This is a genomic window from Pararhizobium sp. DWP3-4 (assembly GCF_049898205.1).
Taxonomy (GTDB): domain Bacteria; phylum Pseudomonadota; class Alphaproteobacteria; order Rhizobiales; family Rhizobiaceae; genus Pararhizobium.
In genome coordinates this window covers 105,645-127,064 of record NZ_JAFCXF010000002.1, presented here as the reverse complement: position 1 = coordinate 127,064, position 21,420 = coordinate 105,645, and the positions used below count along the sequence as shown (strand labels likewise).

The window sequence follows — 21,420 nt, the reverse complement described above, 5'->3', positions numbered from 1 at the left end:
GTGTCCGGCCAAGGGATTGATTCTGCCAGATGATGATCAAGTATGAGCGCCCGACATCTGTTGCCGCCCGCTGGGCGCGGCGGATCGCCCGCTTGGCCTTCGGTCTGTTTATCGGCGCCTTGCTGGCGCATCGGTTCGGCCCGCTGGTTACGCCGCATTTCGTGGCGCTTGTTGTGCTGTCGGCGGGGCTGGCGGTTCTTGCGGTGATACTGGCGATCGCCGGCTTCGTCCGGTTCTGGCAGGTCGCTGCCGTCGGCGGCATTGCCGCGTTCGCGGCGCTTGTCTACGCGACTGTTCCCATCGCTGCCGCCGGCTTTGTGGTCGGCGAATATTTCTCCAAGCCGGCAATCTATGATGTCAGCACCGACACTGTCACGCCGCCACCCTGGATCAAGCCGCCGGATGCGGCCCAGGGCTGGCTGAAGCGGTCACCCGAAGTGACGCCGGCCGACCGGGAAGCACAGATCATCGCCTATCCGGGGCTGACCGGCCGCCGCTACGATGGCGCGCTCGACCGGGTGTTTCAGGGCGTGAAGATCGTGGCGGAGCAGAATGGCATCACCATCGTTGCGCAGGAAGGCGTCGAAAATGCCGAGGCCGACCTTGAAGACATGGCGGTCAAGCCTGCGGACGCGGCCCCGGCCGACAGCGACCCCGATGATGTGCCGATCCCGCTGTCGCGTCCGGAGGTGGTCACGGGCGAAATGCCGCCGGGCCGGCGGTCCTCCGATATCCTGCTTCAGGGCGAATGGCGCACGCTGATCGTCGGCTTGCGTTTCGATGTGCTGATCCGGCTGCGCGAAGAGGCTGAAACCACCTTCGTCGACATGCGCGTCGCCTCGCGTTACGGCGCCCACGATCTCGGCCGGGGTGCCGGCTTCGCCGACCAGTTTTTGCATGCGCTCGATGCGGAATTGCTCGGGATCGCCGGGGATTGATCCCGTGCCGTCAGCCGGACGCCTGGGCAAAGCAATCGGTAATCCACGCGACAAAGGCCAGGGCTTCCGGCGAAAGCTGGGCGAAGTCGCGCGCCACCAGAAAATAGGCTCCGTGCGGAATCGATAGATCGAACGGCTGCACGACGCGCCCGGCGTCAAGGTCGTCCTGCGCCAGAATGGTATCGACCAGCGCAATCCCATGGCCGCGCATCGCTGCCTGCAGGGCAAGTGCACAATCGGCAAAGATCGGGCCGCGCATCGCTTCTGTGCCGGGTGTCAGCCCGGCTGCCGCAAACCAGCGGGTCCAGACATCACGGTTTTCCTCGTGTAGCAGGGCGTAAGATAAAAGGTCCTGCGGTGTCAGAAGCGGCGGCCCGGTCAGGATTGCTGGCGACAGGACCGGTATCATCGCGACCTCACACAGCTTGCGGGCCTCGGAACGTGGCCAGGCGGTTGCCTTGGCGCTGTGGCGGATAGCGAGTTCCGTCGCACTGCCCCGAAACTCGACGAGCCGGGCCTCGGATTCCACCGAAACATCGATTTGCGGATGCAGCGCCCGAAAACCGGCGAGATGGGGCACCAGCCAGCAACTGGCAAATGCCGGTTCGGCATCGATGGTCAAAAGCGCAGGAGCCTTCGACGCCCTGATTTCCTCCAGCCGCGCATCGATGCCATCAAAGGCGGAAGCCAGCGTTTCGAGCAGCCGGGCACCCTCAGTGCTCAGGCGCACTTGGCGATGATGCCGCGTGAACAAGGCAGTACCAAGCAGCGCCTCCAGTTCGCGCACCTGGCGGCTGATGGCCGCTTGCGAGACGAACAGTTCGTCCGCCGCCAGCGTAAAACTCTCCAGCCTTCCGGCTGCTTCGAAACTGCGCAGGGCGGTCAGGGGTAAACGTCCGCGCTTCATCGCATAACCTCAAGTCATTCGAAGGCGACATTAAGCTCGTTTGTCGCCGGCCGGCAAGCGGGATCATACTCAGCCATCGTTGGATTTGAAAAGGACGATGACAATGACGACGCTCCTCAGATTCTGGTTGGACGTCATTCTGCTCGTAACCTTCCAGTACGGCGCCCGGCCCCGGACATTTCTGGACGGCAGCGCCGAGCGGTTCAGCCGGAGCCCGGACGAAGCCAGCCGCTATGGCAAACGATCCGGCCGGTCAGCGGACTGGTGATCTCGATGCTAAAGCCGAAGACGCCGGCAGCCTATGCAATGAACCGGGCCCGATGCTCCGGCTTCGGCATGAAGCAGGTGTTGCGGCGGCCGGCGATCCGGTAGCGGTTGCGCGCCACCAGTTCGTAGAGCGGATCGCGGATGCTTTTCGGAATGATGCGCAGGGCGCTTGCAAGCCTCCACGGAAAGCCGAGCCCGGCCGCCATGCGCAACGACCCCTCGGATTTCAGATAGGCGATGCCGCGCTCGATCAGGATATTGGTTTCGTAGTCGCGGCTGTCGAGGCCATAGTGCCGGTAGAGCGCCGCGCCGAGCGCCGATTGCGCGGTGATGAAACGGTAACGGCCTTGTTCGTCGTGGCGCAGAACGAAATTCACCCAGCCCGAGCAGAAGATGCATTCGCCATCGAAGACGATGATCGGATGATCGTCGGCAAAACCCGGTACTGACGGATCGCTGCGGTAGCTATAGGCCGGTCTCGGCTGCATCAGCTTGCCCCGCCGGGTGCAAGGCGAAAAGCGCCGGTCAGCGAGGGCGCTCCGTCGGTCTCGACCTGGCCGCGCTCGAGCAGGTCCTCCAGATGGGCAAACACCGACAACGCGGCAGCGCCATGCAGCCTCGGATCGGTGGTGGCGTAGATCACCTTGACCATGTCGGTTATATGGCTGTCGCCGGCCCGCACCCGCTCCAGCACGGCGCGCTCGCGCATCCGCCGGTGGGCGCGCAGGCCGCGTAGAAATGCCGCGGGTTGCTGTACCGGGCCGCCATGGCCGGGCAGGTAGAGCCGGTCGTCGCGGCCAAGCAGCTTTTCCAGCGAGGCCATGTAATCGGTCATCGATCCATCCGGCGGCGCGACGATCGAGGTCGCCCAGGCCATGACATGATCGGCGGAAAAGACGATGCCGGTCTCTTGAGGGCCACTGAGCGCGAAAGCCGCATGGTTGGCGGTATGGCCGGGGGTCAGAAGCGCGGTCAACGACCAGCCGTCGCCTTCTACCCGGTCGCCATCGGCCAGCGCGATGTCCGGCATGAAATCCATGTCCGAGCTTTCGGCGAACGGATTGATCTCGCCTGAATGCAGCAGCCGCGCCGCCCGGTGCGGCCCTTCGGCGACGATCAGCGCGCCGGTTTCCGCCTTCAGCCGCCGGGCGAGCGGCGAGTGGTCGCGGTGGGTGTGGCTGACGGCAATATGGGTGACCTTGCGGCCGTTCAGCGCCGTGAGCAGCGCCTGAAAATGCGCTTCGTCCTCCGGCCCCGGATCGATCACCGCAACCGATGTGCCGCCGACGATGTAGCTGTTGGTGCCGTGGAAGGTGAAGGGGCCGGGATTGTTGACGGTGATGCGTTGAACGCCGTCTGCCACCGTCACCGCCTCGCCATGGGCGGGCTTGAAGTCGAGGTCGAAATCCGGACCGTCCATGCGCCGTCTCTTCACTTATACTCGACTTCGATGAACGACATGAACTCCTTGCCGGCATTGACGACATTGTGCTCGACGCCGGCCTCGCGCCGGTAGGCCTGGCCCTTGGCGATATCCACCCGCCGCTCGCCGCCCGGCTCCTCCAGAAGAAACCGGCAATCGGTCATCGGGATGACCACATAGCCCATGCCATGCACATGATGCCCGGTATCCGCCCCCGGCTCGAAATCCCAGCGGGTAATCCTGACAACATCGTCATCGAGAAGAACGGTCGGCTTGGCAGGCGGTCGGGCACGAAAAATGCTCATGGGGGTCTCCGGGTTTGCATGGAGACTAGAGGGCGGGAAGGGGGATGTGAAGGGCCTTGGCTTATCACCTTGCACAGTGTTTGCCGCTTTCACCCCCCTCTGTCACTGCGTGACATCTCCCCCACAAGGGGGAGATCATTCATTTCCTTCATAGCTCGGAAACCAAAGTAAGGGCCGCACTCAGCTTGCGGTCAATCTCCCCCCTTGTGGGGGAGATGTCGGCGTCGCCGACAGAGGGGGTAACCCGCCCCACGTCCACAATTACGCAAAAAAATCCACGCAAAACCCAAACTTAAACATTGTCGCAGACGTGCGGCTTTGCTAAACCGGCTCTCGATTTGGCAGGGCAATATGTTCGCGCCAAGCGTTGGGGCGTAGCCAAGTGGTAAGGCACTGGTTTTTGGTACCGGCACCCCTGGTTCGAATCCAGGCGCCCCAGCCATTTTAATTTCTCGTTGTTTTTCAAATCTGTAGATCATATCAAGGCCCCCCTTGGTATGGCGGCTTTGTGGATCCTCTAGATGAACATTGAGCGGGCTATGCCTGCCCCTTAGAAACGTTGCAGAAGATAGCGCGTTGGTCCGGCGGCCCAAAAAGAGAAAATCGCCGATTTTCGCCGGCGCGCCGTTCGCTTTACATCAGGTTCAAACTTGCCAACGCCGGTCGCGGCTGCCACGTTAAGCTGGCTTGATTCACGCTGATAAGAGGGGGAGCACATGGCTCACAAGTTTGAAATCTACAAAGACAAGGCTGGCGAATTTCGTGTTCGCTTCAAATACAACAACGAAGTGATGTTTGCGACGGAAGGTTATTCCAGCAAGGCGAGTGCTCAGAATGCCATCGATTCGATCAAGAAAAATGGCCCCGTTGCGCCCGTTGAGGATAATAGCTGAATCTCATTAAATGTCTCAAAACAAAGCCCGCCGGTGAAGATCGGCGGGCTTTGTTGTATCAGCACAGTCCGTGGCAAAAAACCTTACTTCGCCTGGTCGCCCGCCAAAAACTCCTCGCACCAGCTCGGGCCGGACGATTTCTTGATGTCGCCGAGTACCGTGATCGAGCGGATGACGTAGTCGGAGGAAACGTTGAGCTGGACGGAGCAGGAGAGGAATTCGGTGCGGGCAGAGGCGGTCTTCTTGCCCTTCTTGCCGTTTTCGCCTTCGGCATATTGCGCCGGGATCTTCCGCTTCTTGTAGCCGCCCTTCCAGGAATAGACCGTCATGTCTCCGCTGGAAACGTCCGACTGCGGCGGGCCGAAGGCGGCGAAGAAGACGCCGGCGGGCTGGCCCTTCCAGCGGGCTTCGACGGCATTGCGGGCCGGGCCCACGGTGGTGCAGCCGGCAAGTGCCAGCGCAAGGCCAGCCACAGTCATCAAGCGGAAATTCATCTGGTCACGTCCTTTGGCTTTCGTTCTGAAACATCGGTCGCCCCGGCGGCGCAAAGCGCTGGCAGCCAAGGCTTGTCGCCTCAGCCTCTAGCGCTAAACCGATTGAAAGAAAATCGGCGCAACGACTTATATGCGCGGTCATGCGCATAAATTTGCAAGCGTTGCCGAAAGGCCCCAGCAGGGGCGGCGGATGGCTGCGGAAATCCGGCGAAAGCGGCGACGGGGCGGTCGTATTACGGGCTGGCGGAAGATGCCGGACGGTGTCGGTTCCGGTGTTGTCGCGCGACTTATCCTGTTGTTTTCAGGCCGCTTGCCGATTTTTCACAATTGCGCCTTGTGGAAAGGAAAATGCTGTTCTATAGAGGCGCCGCTGGTCACGGAGTGTAGCGCAGCCTGGTAGCGCACGTCGTTCGGGACGACGGGGTCGGAGGTTCGAATCCTCTCACTCCGACCAGCTTGTTCAAGGCTTTCAAAGCCTTGTGTCCCCTTATCTCGGATTTTTTCAGATTGCCTCAAAACGGATCGTCCGTTTGTGCGGCAGTTGGCTGTGTGCCTTGTCTGCTCGCGTTCAGCGGCGTAACCGAGCGCGAAGCATCCCCACCGCGGATAAGTCCTCCCCCCAGTCTGTGACCGAGGGGAGGGGCTGGTTCAGCCCCAATGGGGCGACTTGCCGCTCCCGGGCCCGCCGTCTTTGCCCTTGGAGGTGCCGAATGCGTTCTGCCGAGCGGCGCCGTAAGCGACTTCAAACCCCGCCTGATTCGTCACAACGGATAGCTTCTTCATGGGCGAGGGCGCGGTGGCGGCAAATGCCGCACCGGCCAGGGTGCACGATACCGCAACGGCAAAAATGAACTTCATGATCTGTCTCCTTTAGTGCTGACAGGCTCCAAACGGAGCGTGTCTTCGCTGCATGCGCAGGAAGAATCCGTGCCTAGGCCGGTCAGCGTCCAAGGGACATACGGCATCCGCCGTATTTCGACCGCCGTCAGGGCGGGAAATGAAAGAGATGGTTACCGGCTGATGACCTGCGCACCTGCGCTTGCACCGGCAAGGCGGCTGGATCAGGCCTCCCGTCCCTGGACCGGCGCTCTCCCCTGTATCGCACCGCAGTCTTGCTTGACCGAAAAACGAAATGTGAATTACAACGGCTGATCTCTGCAGTGTTGCAGCCCCCGTCATCTCCCGCGCCCGCTGTCCCGGCGGTCACCCGGCTTCTCAGCAGGAATTTCCGCGATGTTCGATATTTTATGGCGCAGCGTGGCAATCGGCGTTGGCGGCACCGTGCTGATGGATGTCTGGGCCTTGCTGCTGTTCCTGCTGGCTGGCCAGAGCAAGCCGAACTGGGCGCCGGTCGGGCGCTGGTTCTGGCACCTGCGCACCGGAAAAGTCTTTCACGACGATATCGGCACGGCCGAGCCCTATGCCCACGAGCAGGCGCTCGGCTGGATCAGCCATTATGCCGTCGGCATCGCCTATGGCATCCTGCTCGTCGCCGTCACCGGGCCTTTATGGCTGGCAGCACCGACCTTCCTGCCGGCCTGGATCGTCGGCATCGTCACCATCGGCGCCGGCTGGTTCCTGCTGCAGCCGGGCCTCGGTATCGGCTGGGCGGCCTCGAAACTGCCGAATGCCAACAAGGTGCGTTTGCTGAATTTTCTCTCGCACACGGTGTTTGCCGCCGGCATGTACGGCACGGCACTGCTCCTGGCGTGAGCAAGATGTTTCTGGCCACAGCCACCGGCATGTTATGGCTGTCGCGCACAACGCCGTTTGAGGACATGACTTGAAAAAGATAGACGACCTGATCGCTTCCGTGACCAGCATCCACGACCGCTACAAGGCAGGCCGCATGGAGCGCGAAACCGTGCGCGAATGGGTGCTTGGCCTCGGCGGATACCCGGCGCCCTATGCCGAACCGCTGAGCGAAGCCGCCGCTTGGTTCAAGCCGCTGCGCGATCTGGAGGACGATGCGCTGAAGGCAGCCGATCTGGAGCGGCTGAAGGCGATCGTCGAGGCGGGGAGCTGATCGCGTCAGATATTGAACGGTTGAATGGCCGCTGAGGTTACGAGGCCGCCGACACTTCCAACGCTTTTGCAGGCTGCTGATAAAGTCATTCTCTCGGCATTTGGTAGATCATTTTGGAAATTATGCGATTGCCAAATCCTCCGTCATTCCTGTGCCCGTCACAGGAATCCAGCCAGCTCAAGTCATTGAGCTGAAAGAGTTTTTTGACCCGACAGACGTCGGGTCGCTGGATCCCCGCCACAAGGGCGAGGAGGACTGAGAGTGGGGTGCGGCTTTCGTCAAATCATCATCTTCAGGGTTTTTCATCAGCCTGTTAGAGAAATGGCCGCAAGCGCCGCCATCGACCTCTTGTCGGCGCCAGCGCGTGCGAGACAAACCATGTCAGATGCCGCCGGCGGCATCCTCGAAGATCTGCGACGCTTCACTGGCAGTCATACGCAGCAGGTCGGTTTCGTCGCGGCGGCGCGAGAACAGCTCGGTTGCCATCAGCTGGTCGGCCAGGTCGGCCGGCAGCGACAGGACCACGCGGGTCTCGTCCGAACGAAGGCCGGTCACCGAGGAGCGCTTGGCGGTGATCATGCCGCCGGCCACCGTGTTGTTGGTGTCCGGATCGATCAGGATGAAGGCGCCGGTGGTGCGGTTCTGTTCATAGGCGTCGAAAACGGCATTCTCGTCGAAGGAAAGATGGACTTTGCCGATGCCGTTCATCGCCAGGACGCCCGTCCGCTGGTGCCAATTGCCGGTCTTCAGGTCAAGCTGGCTGAACGGGTTGGCGGTGACGCGCTGGCGGCGCGAGCCGCTTTTCAGCCAGTAGCGCCGGCCCGGCTGAATGCCTTCCGACTGCAGGGCAACGAGGTGAGCATCGAAATCGAGACCGACCTGCGGCTGGCTTTCGAGCGAAACGATCATGTCGCCGCGCGACACGTCGACCTGGCGGTCGAGCACGAGGGTGATCGCATCGCCGGCAACGGCGGCGTTGCGCACCAGATCGAAGGTGACGATCTTGGTGACGTTGGCCACCATGCCCGACGGCAGGATGACGACACTGTCGCCAGGCTTGACGGAACCGCCGGCAACCGTGCCCTGATAGCCGCGAAAGCTTTCGCCGGGGCGCGAAACGCGCTGTACCGGCAGGCGGAAGCCGACCGTCTGGGCGGAGCGGACGGTTGCCAGTTCCAGCGCTTCGACCAAGGTCTGGCCCTCGTACCAGGGCATCGAAGCCTTGCCGTCATAGACGACGTTTTCGCCCTTCAGCGCCGACATCGGGATGGCGGTGATCTGGCGCACGCCGAGCGATACGGCGAGTTCGCGGAATTCGTGGGTGATCTGCTCGAAACGGGCGCGGTCATAACCGACGAGATCGAACTTGTTGACGGCCAGAACGAACTGCTTGATGCCCATCAGCGAGGCGATGGTCGCATGGCGGCGGGTCTGTTCGAGCAGGCCGGTGCGGGCATCGACGAGCAGCACGGCGAGGTCGGCGGTCGAGGCGCCGGTTGCCATGTTGCGGGTATACTGTTCGTGGCCGGGCGTGTCGGCGACGATGAAGGAGCGCTTGTCGGTGGCGAAATAGCGATAGGCGACATCGATGGTGATGCCCTGTTCACGTTCAGCCTGCAGGCCGTCGAGCAGAAGCGCGAAATCGGGCAGGCCGAGATCGTTCTGCTTGCCACTGTCACGGCGCAGCGTTGCTGCCTGGTCTTCCTTGACCGCCTTGGTATCCCAGAGCAGACGCCCGATCAGGGTGGACTTGCCGTCATCGACGCTGCCGCAGGTGATGAGGCGCAGCGGGCGCGTGTCGCGCACCGCGCGCGTGGGCTCGACTGCCGGGAAAGCGGTGATCGTGCCGGTGGTAATCTCAGTCGCTTGAGCGGTTGCGGAAACGGTCATCAGAAATATCCTTCGCGCTTCTTCTTTTCCATTGAGCCGGACTGATCGCGGTCGATGGCGCGGCCCTGCCGTTCGGAAACCGTGGCGATTTCCAGTTCGGCAATGACCTCTTCAAGGTTGGTGGCCTGAGAGGGGATGGCGCCCGTCAGCGGAAAGTCGCCAAGGGTGCGGAAACGGATCGAGCCGTGCTGGACGGTTTCGCCCGGCTGTAATTCCAGCCGTGGATCTTCGGCCAGGATCATCATGCCGTCGCGCTCGATATAGGGGCGCTCCTTGGCATAGTAGAGCGGCACCAGCGGGATGTCTTCCACCTGGATGTAGCGCCAGATATCGACCTCGGTCCAGTTCGACAGCGGGAAGGCGCGCACGCTTTCGCCCTTGCGGATCATGCCGTTATAGACGTTCCAGAGTTCGGGACGCTGTGCGCGCGGATCCCAGCGATGCTCGGGCGTGCGGAAAGAATAGATGCGTTCCTTGGCGCGGCTGGCTTCCTCATCGCGGCGGGCGCCGCCGAAAGCGGCGTCGAAACCGCCGGCATCCAGCGCCTGACGCAGGCCTTCGGTCTTCATGATGTCGGTGAACAGCGCCGAACCGTGGGTAAACGGCGTGACGTTCTCGGCCTTGCCGCGGGGATTGATGTGCTCGATGAAGTCGAGATCGTATGTCTTGACGATGTCGTTGCGGAACGCGATCATCTCGGCAAATTTCCAGCCGGTGTTCACATGCAAGAGCGGAAATGGCACCCGGCCGGGATAGAACGCCTTGCGCGCCAGGTGCAGCAGGACGGAGGAATCCTTGCCGACGGAGTAGAGCATGACCGGCTTGTCGAATTCGGCGGCCACTTCGCGAAAGATGTGGATCGCCTCGTTCTCAAGCGCCTTCAGATGCGGGTCGAGCGGTGTCTTGGCAGTCTGCGGATTATGCAGTTCCGTTTCCGGAAGAGTACTGGGCATTTCAAGTCTCCGGGAGTGTCTGTGATACGAGCCTGCGCGGATTATCGCGCAATGCTGCTGGAGAGGGGGCTGCTGGAAAGCGGGCTGCTTGAGATCGATGAGGTTGGCGGGATAGCCGAGGCTGCGGTTTCTGCGACATGGAGGCCGCATTCGCGCGTCTCGTCGTTTTCCCACCACCAGCGGCCGGCGCGCTCCGGCTCGCCCGGCTTGATGGCGCGGGTACAGGGTTCGCAGCCGATCGACGGGTACCCACGGGCATGCAGCGGATTGACCGGGATCGCTTCATCAGCGACATGGGCACGGATCTTTTCGATGTCCCAGTCGGCCAGCACATTGATCTTGATCAGGCCACGGTCGAGGTCGGCTTCGGCAAACGGCGTGTCGGCACGGTTGCCCGACTGGCCGCGGCGCAGGCCGGTGATCCAAAAGGATGCCCCTTCGAGTGCGCGCGCAAGTGGCTTCACCTTGCGCGCGCCACAACAGGCGTGCCTGGCTTCGACGCTGTCGTAAAAGCCGTTCAAACCGTATTTGGCGGCGTAGGCATCGATATCGTCCTGCTCGGGATAAAACCGCTTGATCAGGATGCCATAGGTCTCTTCGGTCTTGTCGATCAACGCCACGGTCTCGTTGAAGAGGCGGCCGGTTTCGAGTGTCGAAACCTCGATGCCGTGTTTGCCGGTGCCGATGGCAGCGGTGATGACCTGGTCTTCGATACCAAGGCTGGTGGTGAAAACCGATTTGCCCTCAAGCGATGCGATCAACGCCAGCCGGCCGGACAGATCGAGGCTTTCCAGCTGGCTGTTGAGCGCTATGGCGCGGTTTTCAAGCGATGCGGATGTCATGGGAGGATATCCTGTTGTGTTGTTAGGGAATATCGCAGCCGTGTGTGACAAAAGACAGAAAAATGGATTTCTAATGTTGGCGGATCAGAGCAAATATCTCTCCGAACCGGAAAATTCTAAGAAAACCTAGTAATTTGATAGATTATTCCTTCTTTACAATTAGCGGGAGGTGGTGAAAACGAACGGCGGCCCCCGTCACCTTTGTTTGCCGGCAACTTCTTCTGTTCAAGAATCGGTGATGGCCCTTTTTCTTTTCATCTGTAGCTCCAGTTTTTCCTGATCGCCTGTCGCAAAAAAGGAGACACGAGATGGCCGGAGCATTTTCCTTGCGCTTTGTCACCGGTAGCCTCATCGGGATGATGATTACTGCAAGCGCCTACGCGCATCACGGCTGGTCCTGGGCCGAGGCCGATCAGATCGAGCTTTCCGGAACGATCCGCGAGATTTCGATGGCGCCGCCGCATCCGACGCTGAATGTTGAAACCCAGACGGATGGCGTCTGGCTGATCGAACTGGGCAATCCCCGGCAGACGGAACGGTCAGGCTTCGTTCAAGGATCGGCAAAGGCCGGCGATTCAGTCGTTGTGCTCGGCAATCGCTCGCTCGATCCCGAAGAGAAAAGACTGAAAGCCGTCCGGATCACCGTTTCCGGCAAGGTCTATGACATCTATCCGGAGCGCATACGGACGAATTGATGAGCGGGCCGGATCTTCTGGCATGGATTGGGGCATGGCCCGTCGCCGTGGCGATGCGCGGCTCGGCGACGCTGTACCTCTTCGTCAATGCCGCACATATCCTGTCGATCGGGCTTTTGGTGGGAGCCATCCTGCCGCTTGACCTGAGGCTGCTCGGGTTTTTCGGACATGTGCCCGTCAGCGTGGTCGGCCCGCTCCTCTCGCGCATGGCGGCGACGGGCCTCCTGCTGGCAATCGTCACCGGCTTTTGCCTTTTCAGCGTGCGTCCGCTTGCTTACGCGACGAATGTCGCTTTCCTGACGAAGGTCGCGCTCCTCTGTTTCGGCGTCGCCAATGCGCTCTTGCTGCATCTTCATCCGCATTGGCGCGCAGCAATTGCGGATGGTCTTCTTTCCATCCGCGTTCGTCTCGCCGCGTTTGTATCGCTGGCTGTGTGGATCGGTGCGGTTCTGGCGGGCAGGTGGATCGGCTTTCTGTGAGGGGGACATTCCGCCGAGACGGTCGATGACGGGCGCTCGGCACGGACGGTCTCATTTCCATTCGGCTCAACCGACTACATCATGCTTTTCGAAATCGAGGATAGCGAGACGATCACTGTTTCGGAGGCTGCCATCAGCGCGAAGATGATGACCACAGAGCTGCAACACCTTTACCGGTCGCTGGTCTGCCAGCGCGGGTTGATCCACGGTTCCTGATTGCTGCGGGGCAGGGGCTGCTTGCCGAGAATGTGATCGGCGGCCTTTTCGCCGGTCATGATCGAGGGACCGTTGAGATTGCCATAAGTGACATGCGGGAAGATCGATGAATCGGCCACGCGCAGCCCATCGACACCGATGACGCGGGTTTCCGGATCGACCACTGCCATCGGATCGTTCTTGTCGCCCATCCGGCAGGTGCCGCAGGGGTGATAGGCGCTTTCCAGATGCTCGCGCAGGAAGGCGTCGATCTGGTCGTCGGTCGTCACGCTCTCGCCCGGCTGGATTTCCGGGCCGCGATACTGGTCGAACGCCTGCTGGCCGAAGATCTCGCGGGTGAGGCGGACGCAGTGGCGGAATTTTTCCCAGTCTTCCGGATGGCTCATATAGTTGAACTGGATGACCGGATCGGCCTTGACGTCGGGCGAGCGCAGCGTCACCGAGCCACGCGATTTCGAATGGTTGTAGCCGACATGCACCTGGAAGCCGTGGCTCTTTGCCGCCGCCTTGCCGTCATAGGAAATCGCCACCGGCAGGAAGTGATACTGGATATCCGGCTGCTTGATGCCGGGGGCGGAACGCAGGAAGGCGCAGGCCTCGAACTGGTTGGAGACGCCAAGCCCCGACTTGGTGAACAGCCATTGTGCACCCGCAACCCCCTGCCAGAACCAGGGCAGCCAAGAATAGAGCGACACCGGTTTGGTCGAAACCTGCTGGAAATAGAATTCCATATGGTCCTGCAGATTGGCGCCGACACCCGGCCGGTCGGCCTTCACCGCGATGCCCATCTCCCTCAGGTGCGCGCCCGGACCGATGCCCGACAGCATCAAGAGCTTCGGCGAGTTGAACGAGGAGGCCGAGACGATCACCTCTCGGTTGGCCTTCACCACCTCGATCTTGCCACCGCGCTCGATTTCGACCCCGACAGCCCGGCCGTTCTCGATGACGATTTTTCGCGCATAGCAGCGGATGAGTTCGACATTGGGGCGCTTCAAGGCCGGCTTGAGGTAAGCCGATGCCGCCGACCAGCGCCGGCCGTTATGAACGGTCTGCTCCATCAGGCCGAAACCTTCCTGCTTGGAGCCGTTATAGTCGTCGGTCAGCTCGAAGCCGGCCTGCTGTCCGGCATCGACGAAGGCCTTGAACAGCGGGTTCTTGTAGGAGCCGCGCCGCACATGCAGCGGCCCGTCGGTGCCGCGCCAGCCGTCCTCGCCGCCATGCGAATTTTCCATCCGCTTGAAATAGGGCAGCACGTCGGCATAGCCCCAGCCGCGGGCGCCAAGCGCTTCCCACTCGTTATAGTCTTCCATCGAGCCGCGCACATAGACCATGCCGTTGATCGACGACGACCCGCCGATCACTTTTCCACGCGGTGCGGTGATCCTGCGGTTGTTGAGGTTCGGCTCGGGCTCGGAGAGATAACCCCAGTTGTAGCGGCTCATGCTCATCGGCCATGCCAGCGCCGCCGGCATCTGGATAAACGGCCCGAAATCGCTGCCGCCGAACTCCAATACCAGCACCGTATTCTTGCCGTCCTCGGACAGGCGGTATGCGAGTGCGGAGCCTGCGGAGCCCGAACCGATGATGACGAAATCTGCGCTGTGCATGGAATAGGCCTCTTTTGGTTCGGCATGCGGTGGTTCGGTCATCTCCCCCCTTGAGGGGGAGATGTCGGCGTTGCCGACAGAGGGGGGTGGGCCAGCCCGGAGTTCGAGGAGAGCCACCCCCCTCTGTCCCTCCGGGACATCTCCCCCTCAAGGGGGGAGATCAGCCGCAGGATTCCGTCAATAAGGCGACTGCACCGGGCTCATCGCCACGTAGACGCTCTTCAGCTCCGTGTAGTGATTGAGCGCCGCCAGCGAATTTTCGCGCCCGAAACCGGACTGCTTGGATCCGCCGAACGGCACTTCCACCGGTGCCAGGTTATAGGTGTTGATCCACAGCGTGCCGGCTTCGAGCCGATCGACGACGCGGTGGGCGCGGGTGAGGTCGGACGTAAAGACACCGGCCGAAAGCCCGAACTCGGTGCCGTTGGCACGTGCGATCACCTCGTCCTCGTTGTCGAAATCGAGCACGCACATGACAGGCCCGAAAATCTCTTCCCGGGCGATGGTCATCGCGTCGGTGACGTCGGCAAACACGGTCGGCTGGATGTAGGTGCCTTCGGCCGGCACATCATTCGGAATGCCGCCGCCGGTCAGAAGCGTCGCGCCCTCGGCCTTGCCCTTTTCGATATAGGCAAACACCTTGTCGAGCTGTGCGCGCGACACCATCGGGCCGAGCTGGGTTTCCTCAACCATCGGGTCGCCGATGATGATCTTTTCGGTGCGCTCCTTCAGCCGCGACAGGAATTTCTGCTTGATGCCCTTCTGGACGAAGACGCGGGTGCCGTTCGAGCAGACCTGGCCGGTCGAATAGAAATTGCCGAGCATGGCGCCGCCGATGGCGCTTTCGAGATCGGCGTCGTCAAAAACGATCAGCGGCGACTTGCCGCCAAGCTCCATCGTCACGTGCTTCAGCTGGGAAGCGGCGGCGCCCGCCACCTTGCGGCCGGTCTCGACCGAGCCGGTCAGCGACACCTTGGCGACATCCTTGTGGTTGACCAAGAGCGGCCCGGTGGAGCGGTCACCCTGGATAACATTGTAGAGGCCCTTCGGCAGGCCGGCCTCGAACAGGATTTCGGCGATCTTCAAGGCGCCGAGCGGCGTGTTTTCCGACGGCTTGAACACCATGGCATTGCCGGATATCAGCGCCGGTGCACCCTTCCAGCAGGCGATCTGCTGCGGATAGTTCCAGGCGCCGATGCCGACGCAGACACCGAGCGGCACCCGCTTGGTAAAGGCGAAATCGCCGCCGAGCGGGATGTAATCGCCGTTCAGCGCCGCTGCCGCGACGCCGCCGAAGAATTCGAACGCATCGGCGCCCGAGGTCGGATCGGCGACGATGGTCTCCTGGATCGGCTTGCCGGTATCGAGCGTTTCCAGCTCCGACAGTTCGCGGTTGCGCGCACGCATGATGTCGGCGGCGCGCTTGAGGATGCGGCCGCGCGCCGTCGGGCTCATGGCGGCCCATTCGCCCTGCGCGCGCTTGGCGCTGGCGATCGCCTTGTCGACGATGGCAGGGGTTGCGGCATGCAGCCGGGCGATCACTTCGCCGGTGGCCGGATAGATGCTGTCGAAGGCGGCGCCGTTGATATCCTCGACATATTCGCCGTCGATGAAATGGGAGGCTGGTGGCTGGGCTTTCATCTTATTCCCCTCGCGGAAAGCGTTTGGACACTTCGAGATTGTCGAGATTCATGTGGTTGCGCATGTAGCGCTCGGATGCTTTTTGCAGCGGCTGGTGATCCCAGGGATAATAGGCGCCATTCCTCAGCGCCTCGTAGACCACCCAGCGCCGCGCCTGGCTTTCGCGCACGGCGGAATCGAAGGCTTCCATGTCCCAGCGGCTGTCGCGCATCGCCTGGAAGGCACGCAAAGTCGGCGCATGTGCGGGCACGGTGGCAAGGTTGGTCAATTCCAGCGGGTCGGCCTCGAGATCGTAGAGCTGGTCCGGATCGAGCGCGCAGTGAATGTACTTCCACTTGCCCTCGCGGATGCCGACCAGCGGCGCATAGGAGCCCTCTGCGGCATATTCCATCAGCACCGGCGCAATACGCTCCGCGCCGTTGATCACCGGAACCAGGCTTTCGCCGTCGGTCCAGGGCATGATCTCGTCCATCGAAATCCCGGCGAGATCGCAGAGCGTCGGCGTCAGATCGAGGTTGGAGGTCGGCGCCAGATGCAGGCCGGGGGTGATGCCGGGACCGGCGACCATCAGCGGTACGCGGGCCGAACCCTCGAAGAAGTTCATCTTGAACCATAGCCCGCGCTCGCCGAGCATGTCGCCGTGATCCGAGCAGAACAGGATCAGCGTGTCGTCCAGCATGCGGGTGCGGGTCAGCGTATCGACGAGTTCGCCGACCTTTTCGTCGAGATAGGAAATATTGGCGAAATAGGCCTGCCGCGAACGGCGGACATTGTCTTCGGTGACCGAAAAATTCCGGTAGTCGCAGGCAAGGATCAGCCGCTGCGAATGCGGGTCCTGCTCGGCAAGCGGGATGTCGCCGACCTCGGGAAGCAGCTGGTCGCAATCGTTGTAGAGATCCCAGAATTTGCGGCGCGCCACATAGGGGTCGTGCGGATGGGTGAACGAGACGGTCAGCGCCCACGGGCGGCGGGCCTCGTCATCCTGTTCGCGGCTGAGATGATAGAGCTTCTGGTTGGCCAGAAACGCCACCTCGTCGTCATATTCCATCTGGTTGGTGATCTCGGCAATACCGGCGCCGGTGACGGAGCCGAGATTGTGATACCACCAGTCGATCCGCTCGCCCGGCTTGCGGTAATCCGGCGTCCAGCCGAAATCGGCGGGATAAATATCCGTCGTCAGCCGCTCCTCAAAGCCGTGCAGCTGGTCGGGTCCGACGAAGTGCATCTTGCCCGACAGCGCCGTATAATAGCCGGCGCGGCGCAGGTGATGGGCATAGGTCGGGATCGACGAGACATATTCGGCGGCATTGTCATAGACCTGCGTGCGGCTCGGCAATTGCCCGGCCATCAGCGAGGCGCGGGCAGGAGCGCAGAGCGGCGAGGAGGTGTAGTTGTTGCGGAAGCGTGCCGAGCGCTTGGCCAGCGCCTTCATATGCGGCGCGTGCAGGAAGTCCGCCGGACCGTCCGGAAAGAACTTTCCGTTCAGCTGGTCGACCATGATGATGAGAATGTTCGGCCTGGTCGTCATGCGGCATTGTCCTGTGGCTGGCGGGCATTGAGATTGAGCGTGATATAGTCGTCGGTGAGCGCGATCGAAGCGTCCGCCGTCACCGGCGAAGAGCCTAGCGCCCGGCGAATATAAAGCCCGTCGATCATCGCCGCCGTACCCTCTGCGATGCGCTGCGCATCATCTGCGACACAGAGCTGCTTGAGATTGGAAACCAGATTGGAATGCAGCCGCCGCGCATAGATCACCAGGAACCGGCGCGTCTCTTCCGAACGCTGCGCCTCGGAGTAGAAGGCAAGCCAGGCGGCAATGGTCTCCGGCGAAAACTGGTCGGCCTGGAAGCTCACCCGCACGATCGCCGACAGCCGCTCGCGCGGCGTTGAGGCGGCGCTCAGGGCCGTCACCGTGTCGTCGCGCAACTGCTTCAGCAGCGACCGCACCGTCTCGACCAGCAGCTGCTCCTTGCTGCCGAAATAATGATGGGCGAGCGCCGCCGAAACGCCGGCTTGCCGGGCGATGTCGGACATGGTGACCGACAGCGTACCTTGGTCGCCGATCACATGCAGCGCCGCATCGACAAGCGCCTTGCGGCGCACCGGTTCCATTCCGACTTTCGGCATCATTGTTCCCTGTGTTGCCGTCAGTGTATTTTTGATTGATCCATCAATCAATAAAAAATCGAGGCTCTGACAAGGATTTTCTTGCCACTGAAACAATCCCGGGTTCAACTGGCAATGGCTGTCGCGAGCGGCCGAGCAAGAGGATGCGCGCCCATGAAATCCCTGTTCTCCTCCTGGCAGGCCTGGGCGCTTCTGTCCGCCGCCTTTGCTGCTCTTACCGCCATCTTCGCCAAGATCGGCATTGAAAACGTCAATTCCGATTTCGCCACCTTCATCCGCACCATCGTCATCCTGTTTGCCATCGCCCTGATGCTGTTCCTGACCGGCAACTGGCAGGAGCCCTCGACGGTATCTGGCAAAAGCTGGCTGTTTCTCGTCCTGTCGGGGCTGGCGACGGGGGCGTCGTGGCTCTGCTATTTCCGGGCGCTGAAAATGGGCAATGCGGCGCAGGTCGCGCCGGTCGATAAGCTCAGCGTCGTGCTGGTCGCCATGTTCGCGGTGCTGTTCCTCGGCGAGCGGCTCTCTGCCGCCCATTGGCTCGGTGTCTGCATGGTCGGCTGCGGCGCCGTGCTCCTGGCGCTGAAGATTTGAATGCGAAATTCTGAAGCCGGGCAGCGCATGTTAAAATGTTGTTATTCTATCCAGGATTACATATGAAAATGATGAAATATCTGGAGGTTGCATCATGGTTGAAGCTGTCAGTATTGCTCTCAGGCCTTCGCTGAAGGAAAAGTGGGGATGGTTTGTCGCCCTCGGCGTGGCGCTGATCATGGGCGGCGGCATCGCCTTCGGCAATGTCATGGCCGCGACGGTCGCCTCCGTCTATTATGTCGGCATGATCATGCTGATCGGCGGCGTGCTGCACCTGATGCAGGCCTTCCGCGTCAAGAAATGGGAAAGCGTGTTCTACTGGATACTCAGCGGCGCCTGTTACACCGTCGCCGGCGTCTTTGCGTTCCTCAACCCGTTGCTCGCCTCCGCCGCTCTGACATTGCTGATGGCCGCTGCCCTGATCATCGCCGGAGGCTTCCGGATCTGGACGGCGTTCAAATTGCGGCCGCTTGCCGGCTGGGGATGGATCGCGCTCGGCGGTCTCGTCACGCTTCTCGCGGGCCTGATCATTGCCGCCGGTTGGCCGGTCAACAGCCTGTGGATCCTCGGCCTGTTCCTGGCGATCGATCTGGTCATGCAGGGCCTTGCCCTCATTGCCTTCGGGGTTCTCGCCAAAGGATAGGACGGTTTGGAAGATGTGATTGCGCCTGCCGCTAACTCCCGGCAGTCATTGAACTTTCATCAAACTGTCATGTTGGCGAAACGGAAAATTCAGGCCTGTGGAACGATTCTTCGCGCGATCCTACATCGCCTCCGGAGTTCCCCATGTCCGCCGTCCCCGCCGAAATGTTGTCTTTGCGCCGTTTTGGCAACGACCAGATCGTCACGCTGGCCAAGCTTGCGATCGAAAATGCCTTCCAGCCGATCGCCGAAATCGCCACGGGTTCCGTGTTCGGCTACGAAACACTGATGCGCGGCTTCGAGCGGTTGGGCTTCAAGTCGCCGATCGAACTGCTCGACAAGGCCGAGGAGGCAGGCCAGCTTCTGGCGCTGGAGCACATGATCAACACCCGCGCCTTTGCCGGATTTGCCAGCCTGCCGGATTTTTCCGCGCGCACCCTGTTCGTCAATTTCGACAGCCGGTTGATCGGCCACGAAGGCGATCTGGTCGAGCGGCTCGGCAAGCACCTCAAACGATCGAATATTCCGCCGTCGTCGATCTGCTTCGAACTGTCGGAACGCTTCGACAGCGGCAAGATGCCGGATTTTTCCGGCCTGGTGAAACGGCTGCGGCTGGCGGGTTTCAAGCTGGCGATCGATGATTTCGGTGTCGGCTTCAACGGTTTGAAACTGCTCTGCGACCAGCCGGTGGACTATCTGAAGATCGACCGGCATTTCATCTCCGGCATCGAATCCAGCCCGCGCAAACGCCATATGGTGCGCCATACGGTCAACACCGCCCATGTTCTCGGCACAAGGGTGATCGCCGAAGGGGTCGAGACCGAAGCCGAATTTGCCATCTGCCGCGATCTCGGCTGCGATCTCGTCCAGGGCTATTTCGTCGCCCGTCCGACCGTGCATCTCGCCGATCTGCAGCCGGCCTATCCGCATCTGGAGCAAACCGCCGGCGCGCGGCGCCAATCGACCTCGCTGGACAGCATCCTGATCCGCAAGCAGATCGAACAGGTGCCGGCGCTGCGCGAGAACGACGATCTGGATTCGGTGTTCGAACTGTTCCGCCGCTCGCCGCAGCGCAGCTTCTTCCCGGTTTTGAACGCCAATGGCGAACCGCGCGGCGTGCTGCATGAATATCACGTCAAGGAAATGATCTATCACCCCTTCGGCCGCGATCTCCTGAAGAACCATCTCTATCAGCGCCATATCTCGCATTTCGTCAGCCCGGCGCCGATTGCCGATCTGGAGACGCCGGCCGATGAGATGCTGAAGATCTTTGCCGGTATGGATGGCAGCGATTGCGTGATTCTGACGGAAAACATGCGCTATGCCGGCATCCTGTCGGCGTCGTCGCTCCTGAAGATCATCAGCGAAAAGCAGCTGAAGACGGCGCAGGAACAGAACCCTTTGACCGGCCTGCCGGGCAACCGCGCCATTCGCGACTATGTGCAGGGTGCGGTGCTCGATGCCGACGAGGCCCGCTATTTCTGCTATTGCGATTTCGACAGCTTCAAGCCGTTCAACGATCACTACGGCTTCCAGAAGGGCGACCTGGCGATCTCGCTGTTTGCCGCCCTGATGCGCCGCCATTTCATCGGCGAGGAAAAGTTTTTGGGCCATGTCGGCGGCGACGATTTCTTCATCGGCGTCAGCGGCTGGACACGCGAGGAGGTTGCGACCGTTCTCTTCCGTGTTCTCTGCGAATTCCGCAGCGACGTTCGCCAGCTCTATTCGCCGGAGCACCGCGAGGCCGGCTACATGACCGGCCATGGCCGCAGCGGCGAGACCTCCATCTTTCCGCTGATGCGTTGCTCGATCGCCGTACTTATCTTGCCGGAAGGCTTTGTCTTCTCCGACGCGCAGGCCGTCAGCACCCGCATCGCCGAGATCAAGAGCCGCGCCAAGGAAAGCGATGACGGCCTGGTCTTCGAGACGTTTGGCGCCGCACAGGGGTGAGCGCGCATAGCACTGGTCTTGCTCAACGAAAACGGGCTGGAACCCATCATGGGTTCCAGCCCGCTTCTGCATGATCCCGAAGCGTCTGGCCGCGATCGGGGACGCTCATGCGAACGGGATCAGTGCATGACGGGCGTGATTGCCGTTGCCTGATGCTTCTTGCCCATTGTCTCATAGGCGATCGTCACTTTTTCACCGACCTTGAGGCCCGGATTGTTGAAGGACGCCGGCAGCATGAATTTGGTGCCGTTCTTCAAGGTCACGGTCATCGCCTTCATGTCATAGGCGCGGATGGTTCCGGTCGTGGTGCTGGCCGCAAAGGCGGCCGATGACAGGGAGATGGCGGAAAGGATCGTCAATGAGGTCAGAAGAGCACGCATGGTGTCGTCCTTGTTTGGTCCCGCGCACGGGACCGTCTCGAAACCGTCCGAAGCCCGTCGCGTCGCGGCTTGCGAGCCGCCGGCGGCTCCCGGTTCGACTGCAACGCTAGGCCGGGTTTTCAGCGGTTTCAAATTAAAGAAACTTAATCTTTTC

Annotated in this window: 24 protein-coding genes and 2 tRNA genes; 12 read left to right on the top strand and 14 right to left on the bottom strand. The window is 61.4% G+C overall.

What is annotated here, in order from left to right:
- The first annotated feature begins 29 nt into the window (after positions 1-29).
- The gene (locus ACP7E6_RS05775; RefSeq protein ID WP_426228793.1) at positions 30-938 is read left to right on the top strand and encodes a DUF1499 domain-containing protein; all 909 of its coding nucleotides are present in this window, start codon (positions 30-32) and stop codon (positions 936-938) included.
- A 10-nt stretch (positions 939-948) separates the two neighbouring features.
- Here the strand turns inward: ACP7E6_RS05775 and ACP7E6_RS05770 are convergent, their stop codons facing one another.
- The gene (locus ACP7E6_RS05770) at positions 949-1,845 is read right to left on the bottom strand and encodes a LysR substrate-binding domain-containing protein (protein ID WP_426228792.1); all 897 of its coding nucleotides are present in this window, start codon (positions 1,843-1,845) and stop codon (positions 949-951) included.
- A 103-nt stretch (positions 1,846-1,948) separates the two neighbouring features.
- Here ACP7E6_RS05770 and ACP7E6_RS05765 point away from each other — a divergent pair, with 103 nt between their 5' ends.
- A complete protein-coding gene (locus tag ACP7E6_RS05765; RefSeq protein ID WP_426228791.1) occupies positions 1,949-2,113 on the top strand; it encodes a hypothetical protein in 165 nt (54 codons plus the stop codon).
- Positions 2,114-2,144: 31 nt separating this feature from the next.
- On the opposite strand, the gene ACP7E6_RS05760 is transcribed toward ACP7E6_RS05765, so the two are convergent.
- Genes ACP7E6_RS05760 through ACP7E6_RS05750 form a run of 3 tightly spaced genes read right to left on the bottom strand, consistent with a single transcriptional unit; the run spans position 2,145 to position 3,840 of the window.
- Positions 2,145-2,600, bottom strand: a complete 456-nt coding sequence (locus tag ACP7E6_RS05760; RefSeq protein WP_426228790.1) for a thiol-disulfide oxidoreductase DCC family protein — start codon at positions 2,598-2,600, stop codon at positions 2,145-2,147.
- On the bottom strand, positions 2,600-3,532 hold the full coding sequence (locus ACP7E6_RS05755) for an MBL fold metallo-hydrolase (protein ID WP_426228789.1): 933 nt from the start codon (positions 3,530-3,532) through the stop codon (positions 2,600-2,602). Before ACP7E6_RS05755 ends, ACP7E6_RS05760 begins: the two co-directional genes overlap by 1 nt.
- A gap of 11 nt (positions 3,533-3,543) precedes the next feature.
- Complete coding sequence (locus ACP7E6_RS05750; protein ID WP_426228788.1) at positions 3,544-3,840, bottom strand: cupin domain-containing protein; 297 nt, start codon at positions 3,838-3,840, stop codon at positions 3,544-3,546.
- Between the two features lie 368 nt (positions 3,841-4,208).
- On the opposite strand from ACP7E6_RS05750, the gene ACP7E6_RS05745 reads away from it, so the two are divergent.
- Positions 4,209-4,282 (top strand) — tRNA-Gln (locus ACP7E6_RS05745).
- A gap of 274 nt (positions 4,283-4,556) precedes the next feature.
- Positions 4,557-4,733 carry a YegP family protein gene (locus ACP7E6_RS05740; RefSeq protein WP_113316089.1) on the top strand — a complete coding sequence of 59 codons (177 nt, stop codon included), beginning with the start codon at positions 4,557-4,559 and terminating at the stop codon, positions 4,731-4,733.
- Positions 4,734-4,816: 83 nt separating this feature from the next.
- Here the strand turns inward: ACP7E6_RS05740 and ACP7E6_RS05735 are convergent, their stop codons facing one another.
- The gene (locus tag ACP7E6_RS05735) at positions 4,817-5,227 is read right to left on the bottom strand and encodes a hypothetical protein (RefSeq protein ID WP_426228787.1); all 411 of its coding nucleotides are present in this window, start codon (positions 5,225-5,227) and stop codon (positions 4,817-4,819) included.
- 377 nt (positions 5,228-5,604) lie between these two features.
- Between ACP7E6_RS05735 and ACP7E6_RS05730 the strand changes: the two genes are divergently transcribed.
- Positions 5,605-5,681, top strand: a tRNA-Pro gene (locus ACP7E6_RS05730).
- 194 nt (positions 5,682-5,875) lie between these two features.
- Here the strand turns inward: ACP7E6_RS05730 and ACP7E6_RS05725 are convergent.
- Positions 5,876-6,085 (bottom strand): hypothetical protein, encoded by a 210-nt coding sequence (locus ACP7E6_RS05725; protein ID WP_426228786.1) that lies wholly within the window; start codon positions 6,083-6,085, stop codon positions 5,876-5,878.
- Positions 6,086-6,460: 375 nt separating this feature from the next.
- On the opposite strand from ACP7E6_RS05725, the gene ACP7E6_RS05720 reads away from it, so the two are divergent.
- Both ACP7E6_RS05720 and ACP7E6_RS05715 read left to right on the top strand, forming a co-directional pair.
- On the top strand, positions 6,461-6,940 hold the full coding sequence (locus ACP7E6_RS05720; protein ID WP_426228785.1) for a DUF2938 domain-containing protein: 480 nt from the start codon (positions 6,461-6,463) through the stop codon (positions 6,938-6,940).
- Between the two features lie 70 nt (positions 6,941-7,010).
- Positions 7,011-7,253 carry a hypothetical protein gene (locus tag ACP7E6_RS05715; protein WP_426228784.1) on the top strand — a complete coding sequence of 81 codons (243 nt, stop codon included), beginning with the start codon at positions 7,011-7,013 and terminating at the stop codon, positions 7,251-7,253.
- A 381-nt stretch (positions 7,254-7,634) separates the two neighbouring features.
- On the opposite strand, the gene cysN is transcribed toward ACP7E6_RS05715, so the two are convergent.
- The 3 genes from cysN to ACP7E6_RS05700 are packed head-to-tail and all read right to left on the bottom strand — an operon-like array spanning position 7,635 to position 10,938.
- A complete protein-coding gene (gene cysN, locus ACP7E6_RS05710; protein ID WP_426228783.1) occupies positions 7,635-9,143 on the bottom strand; it encodes a sulfate adenylyltransferase subunit CysN in 1,509 nt (502 codons plus the stop codon).
- The gene (cysD, locus tag ACP7E6_RS05705; protein WP_426124970.1) at positions 9,143-10,096 is read right to left on the bottom strand and encodes a sulfate adenylyltransferase subunit CysD; all 954 of its coding nucleotides are present in this window, start codon (positions 10,094-10,096) and stop codon (positions 9,143-9,145) included. Before cysD ends, cysN begins: the two co-directional genes overlap by 1 nt.
- 41 nt (positions 10,097-10,137) lie before the next feature.
- Entirely contained in the window at positions 10,138-10,938 is an 801-nt protein-coding gene (locus tag ACP7E6_RS05700; RefSeq protein ID WP_426228781.1) for a phosphoadenylyl-sulfate reductase, read from the bottom strand.
- A 356-nt stretch (positions 10,939-11,294) separates the two neighbouring features.
- On the opposite strand from ACP7E6_RS05700, the gene ACP7E6_RS05695 reads away from it, so the two are divergent.
- Together ACP7E6_RS05695 and ACP7E6_RS05690 are read left to right on the top strand one after the other, a co-directional pair.
- Positions 11,295-11,633: a DUF6152 family protein gene (locus ACP7E6_RS05695; RefSeq protein WP_426125316.1), complete on the top strand. Its 339-nt coding sequence runs from the start codon at positions 11,295-11,297 to the stop codon at positions 11,631-11,633.
- On the top strand, positions 11,633-12,112 hold the full coding sequence (locus tag ACP7E6_RS05690; protein WP_426228779.1) for a DUF6644 family protein: 480 nt from the start codon (positions 11,633-11,635) through the stop codon (positions 12,110-12,112). The genes ACP7E6_RS05695 and ACP7E6_RS05690 overlap by 1 nt, the downstream gene beginning before the upstream one ends.
- Positions 12,113-12,282: 170 nt before the next feature.
- Here the strand turns inward: ACP7E6_RS05690 and betA are convergent, their stop codons facing one another.
- The 4 genes from betA to betI all read right to left on the bottom strand — a co-directional run bounded on the left by betA (position 12,283) and on the right by betI (position 17,703).
- Positions 12,283-13,935 (bottom strand): choline dehydrogenase, encoded by a 1,653-nt coding sequence (gene betA, locus ACP7E6_RS05685; protein WP_426229421.1) that lies wholly within the window; start codon positions 13,933-13,935, stop codon positions 12,283-12,285.
- 177 nt (positions 13,936-14,112) lie between these two features.
- Positions 14,113-15,576, bottom strand: a complete 1,464-nt coding sequence (betB, locus tag ACP7E6_RS05680) for a betaine-aldehyde dehydrogenase (protein WP_426228777.1) — start codon at positions 15,574-15,576, stop codon at positions 14,113-14,115.
- A 1-nt stretch (position 15,577) separates the two neighbouring features.
- Positions 15,578-17,104 (bottom strand): choline-sulfatase, encoded by a 1,527-nt coding sequence (gene betC / locus ACP7E6_RS05675; RefSeq protein WP_426228775.1) that lies wholly within the window; start codon positions 17,102-17,104, stop codon positions 15,578-15,580.
- Entirely contained in the window at positions 17,101-17,703 is a 603-nt protein-coding gene (gene betI, locus ACP7E6_RS05670) for a transcriptional regulator BetI (protein ID WP_426228773.1), read from the bottom strand. The genes betC and betI overlap by 4 nt, the downstream gene beginning before the upstream one ends.
- 153 nt (positions 17,704-17,856) lie before the next feature.
- Here betI and ACP7E6_RS05665 point away from each other — a divergent pair, with 153 nt between their 5' ends.
- The 3 genes from ACP7E6_RS05665 (at position 17,857) to ACP7E6_RS05655 (ending at position 20,886) form a co-directional block, all read left to right on the top strand.
- Positions 17,857-18,294: an EamA family transporter gene (locus ACP7E6_RS05665; protein WP_426228771.1), complete on the top strand. Its 438-nt coding sequence runs from the start codon at positions 17,857-17,859 to the stop codon at positions 18,292-18,294.
- A 94-nt stretch (positions 18,295-18,388) separates the two neighbouring features.
- Positions 18,389-18,937: an HdeD family acid-resistance protein gene (locus tag ACP7E6_RS05660; RefSeq protein WP_426228770.1), complete on the top strand. Its 549-nt coding sequence runs from the start codon at positions 18,389-18,391 to the stop codon at positions 18,935-18,937.
- A 143-nt stretch (positions 18,938-19,080) separates the two neighbouring features.
- The gene (locus ACP7E6_RS05655) at positions 19,081-20,886 is read left to right on the top strand and encodes a GGDEF domain-containing protein (protein WP_426228768.1); all 1,806 of its coding nucleotides are present in this window, start codon (positions 19,081-19,083) and stop codon (positions 20,884-20,886) included.
- Between the two features lie 119 nt (positions 20,887-21,005).
- Here ACP7E6_RS05655 and ACP7E6_RS05650 read toward each other — a convergent pair whose 3' ends face one another.
- Positions 21,006-21,266: a DUF1344 domain-containing protein gene (locus tag ACP7E6_RS05650; protein ID WP_426228766.1), complete on the bottom strand. Its 261-nt coding sequence runs from the start codon at positions 21,264-21,266 to the stop codon at positions 21,006-21,008.
- Positions 21,267-21,420 lie beyond the last annotated feature (154 nt).

Coding starts and splice junctions, on each gene's coding strand:
- ACP7E6_RS05695 (WP_426125316.1), top strand. CDS start 11,295: ATGATGATTACTGCAAGCGCCTACGCGCATCACGGCTGGTCCTGGGCC.
- ACP7E6_RS05750 (WP_426228788.1), bottom strand. CDS start 3,840: ATGAGCATTTTTCGTGCCCGACCGCCTGCCAAGCCGACCGTTCTTCTC.
- ACP7E6_RS05770 (WP_426228792.1), bottom strand. CDS start 1,845: ATGAAGCGCGGACGTTTACCCCTGACCGCCCTGCGCAGTTTCGAAGCA.
- ACP7E6_RS05665 (WP_426228771.1), top strand. CDS start 17,857: ATGAAATCCCTGTTCTCCTCCTGGCAGGCCTGGGCGCTTCTGTCCGCC.
- betC (WP_426228775.1), bottom strand. CDS start 17,104: ATGACGACCAGGCCGAACATTCTCATCATCATGGTCGACCAGCTGAAC.
- betA (WP_426229421.1), bottom strand. CDS start 13,935: ATGCACAGCGCAGATTTCGTCATCATCGGTTCGGGCTCCGCAGGCTCC.
- ACP7E6_RS05720 (WP_426228785.1), top strand. CDS start 6,461: ATGTTCGATATTTTATGGCGCAGCGTGGCAATCGGCGTTGGCGGCACC.
- betI (WP_426228773.1), bottom strand. CDS start 17,703: ATGCCGAAAGTCGGAATGGAACCGGTGCGCCGCAAGGCGCTTGTCGAT.
- ACP7E6_RS05735 (WP_426228787.1), bottom strand. CDS start 5,227: ATGAATTTCCGCTTGATGACTGTGGCTGGCCTTGCGCTGGCACTTGCC.
- ACP7E6_RS05650 (WP_426228766.1), bottom strand. CDS start 21,266: ATGCGTGCTCTTCTGACCTCATTGACGATCCTTTCCGCCATCTCCCTG.
- ACP7E6_RS05725 (WP_426228786.1), bottom strand. CDS start 6,085: ATGAAGTTCATTTTTGCCGTTGCGGTATCGTGCACCCTGGCCGGTGCG.
- ACP7E6_RS05700 (WP_426228781.1), bottom strand. CDS start 10,938: ATGACATCCGCATCGCTTGAAAACCGCGCCATAGCGCTCAACAGCCAG.
- ACP7E6_RS05740 (WP_113316089.1), top strand. CDS start 4,557: ATGGCTCACAAGTTTGAAATCTACAAAGACAAGGCTGGCGAATTTCGT.
- ACP7E6_RS05660 (WP_426228770.1), top strand. CDS start 18,389: ATGGTTGAAGCTGTCAGTATTGCTCTCAGGCCTTCGCTGAAGGAAAAG.
- betB (WP_426228777.1), bottom strand. CDS start 15,576: ATGAAAGCCCAGCCACCAGCCTCCCATTTCATCGACGGCGAATATGTC.
- ACP7E6_RS05755 (WP_426228789.1), bottom strand. CDS start 3,532: ATGGACGGTCCGGATTTCGACCTCGACTTCAAGCCCGCCCATGGCGAG.
- ACP7E6_RS05690 (WP_426228779.1), top strand. CDS start 11,633: ATGAGCGGGCCGGATCTTCTGGCATGGATTGGGGCATGGCCCGTCGCC.
- ACP7E6_RS05765 (WP_426228791.1), top strand. CDS start 1,949: ATGACGACGCTCCTCAGATTCTGGTTGGACGTCATTCTGCTCGTAACC.
- ACP7E6_RS05775 (WP_426228793.1), top strand. CDS start 30: ATGATGATCAAGTATGAGCGCCCGACATCTGTTGCCGCCCGCTGGGCG.
- cysN (WP_426228783.1), bottom strand. CDS start 9,143: ATGACCGTTTCCGCAACCGCTCAAGCGACTGAGATTACCACCGGCACG.
- ACP7E6_RS05760 (WP_426228790.1), bottom strand. CDS start 2,600: ATGCAGCCGAGACCGGCCTATAGCTACCGCAGCGATCCGTCAGTACCG.
- ACP7E6_RS05655 (WP_426228768.1), top strand. CDS start 19,081: ATGTCCGCCGTCCCCGCCGAAATGTTGTCTTTGCGCCGTTTTGGCAAC.
- cysD (WP_426124970.1), bottom strand. CDS start 10,096: ATGCCCAGTACTCTTCCGGAAACGGAACTGCATAATCCGCAGACTGCC.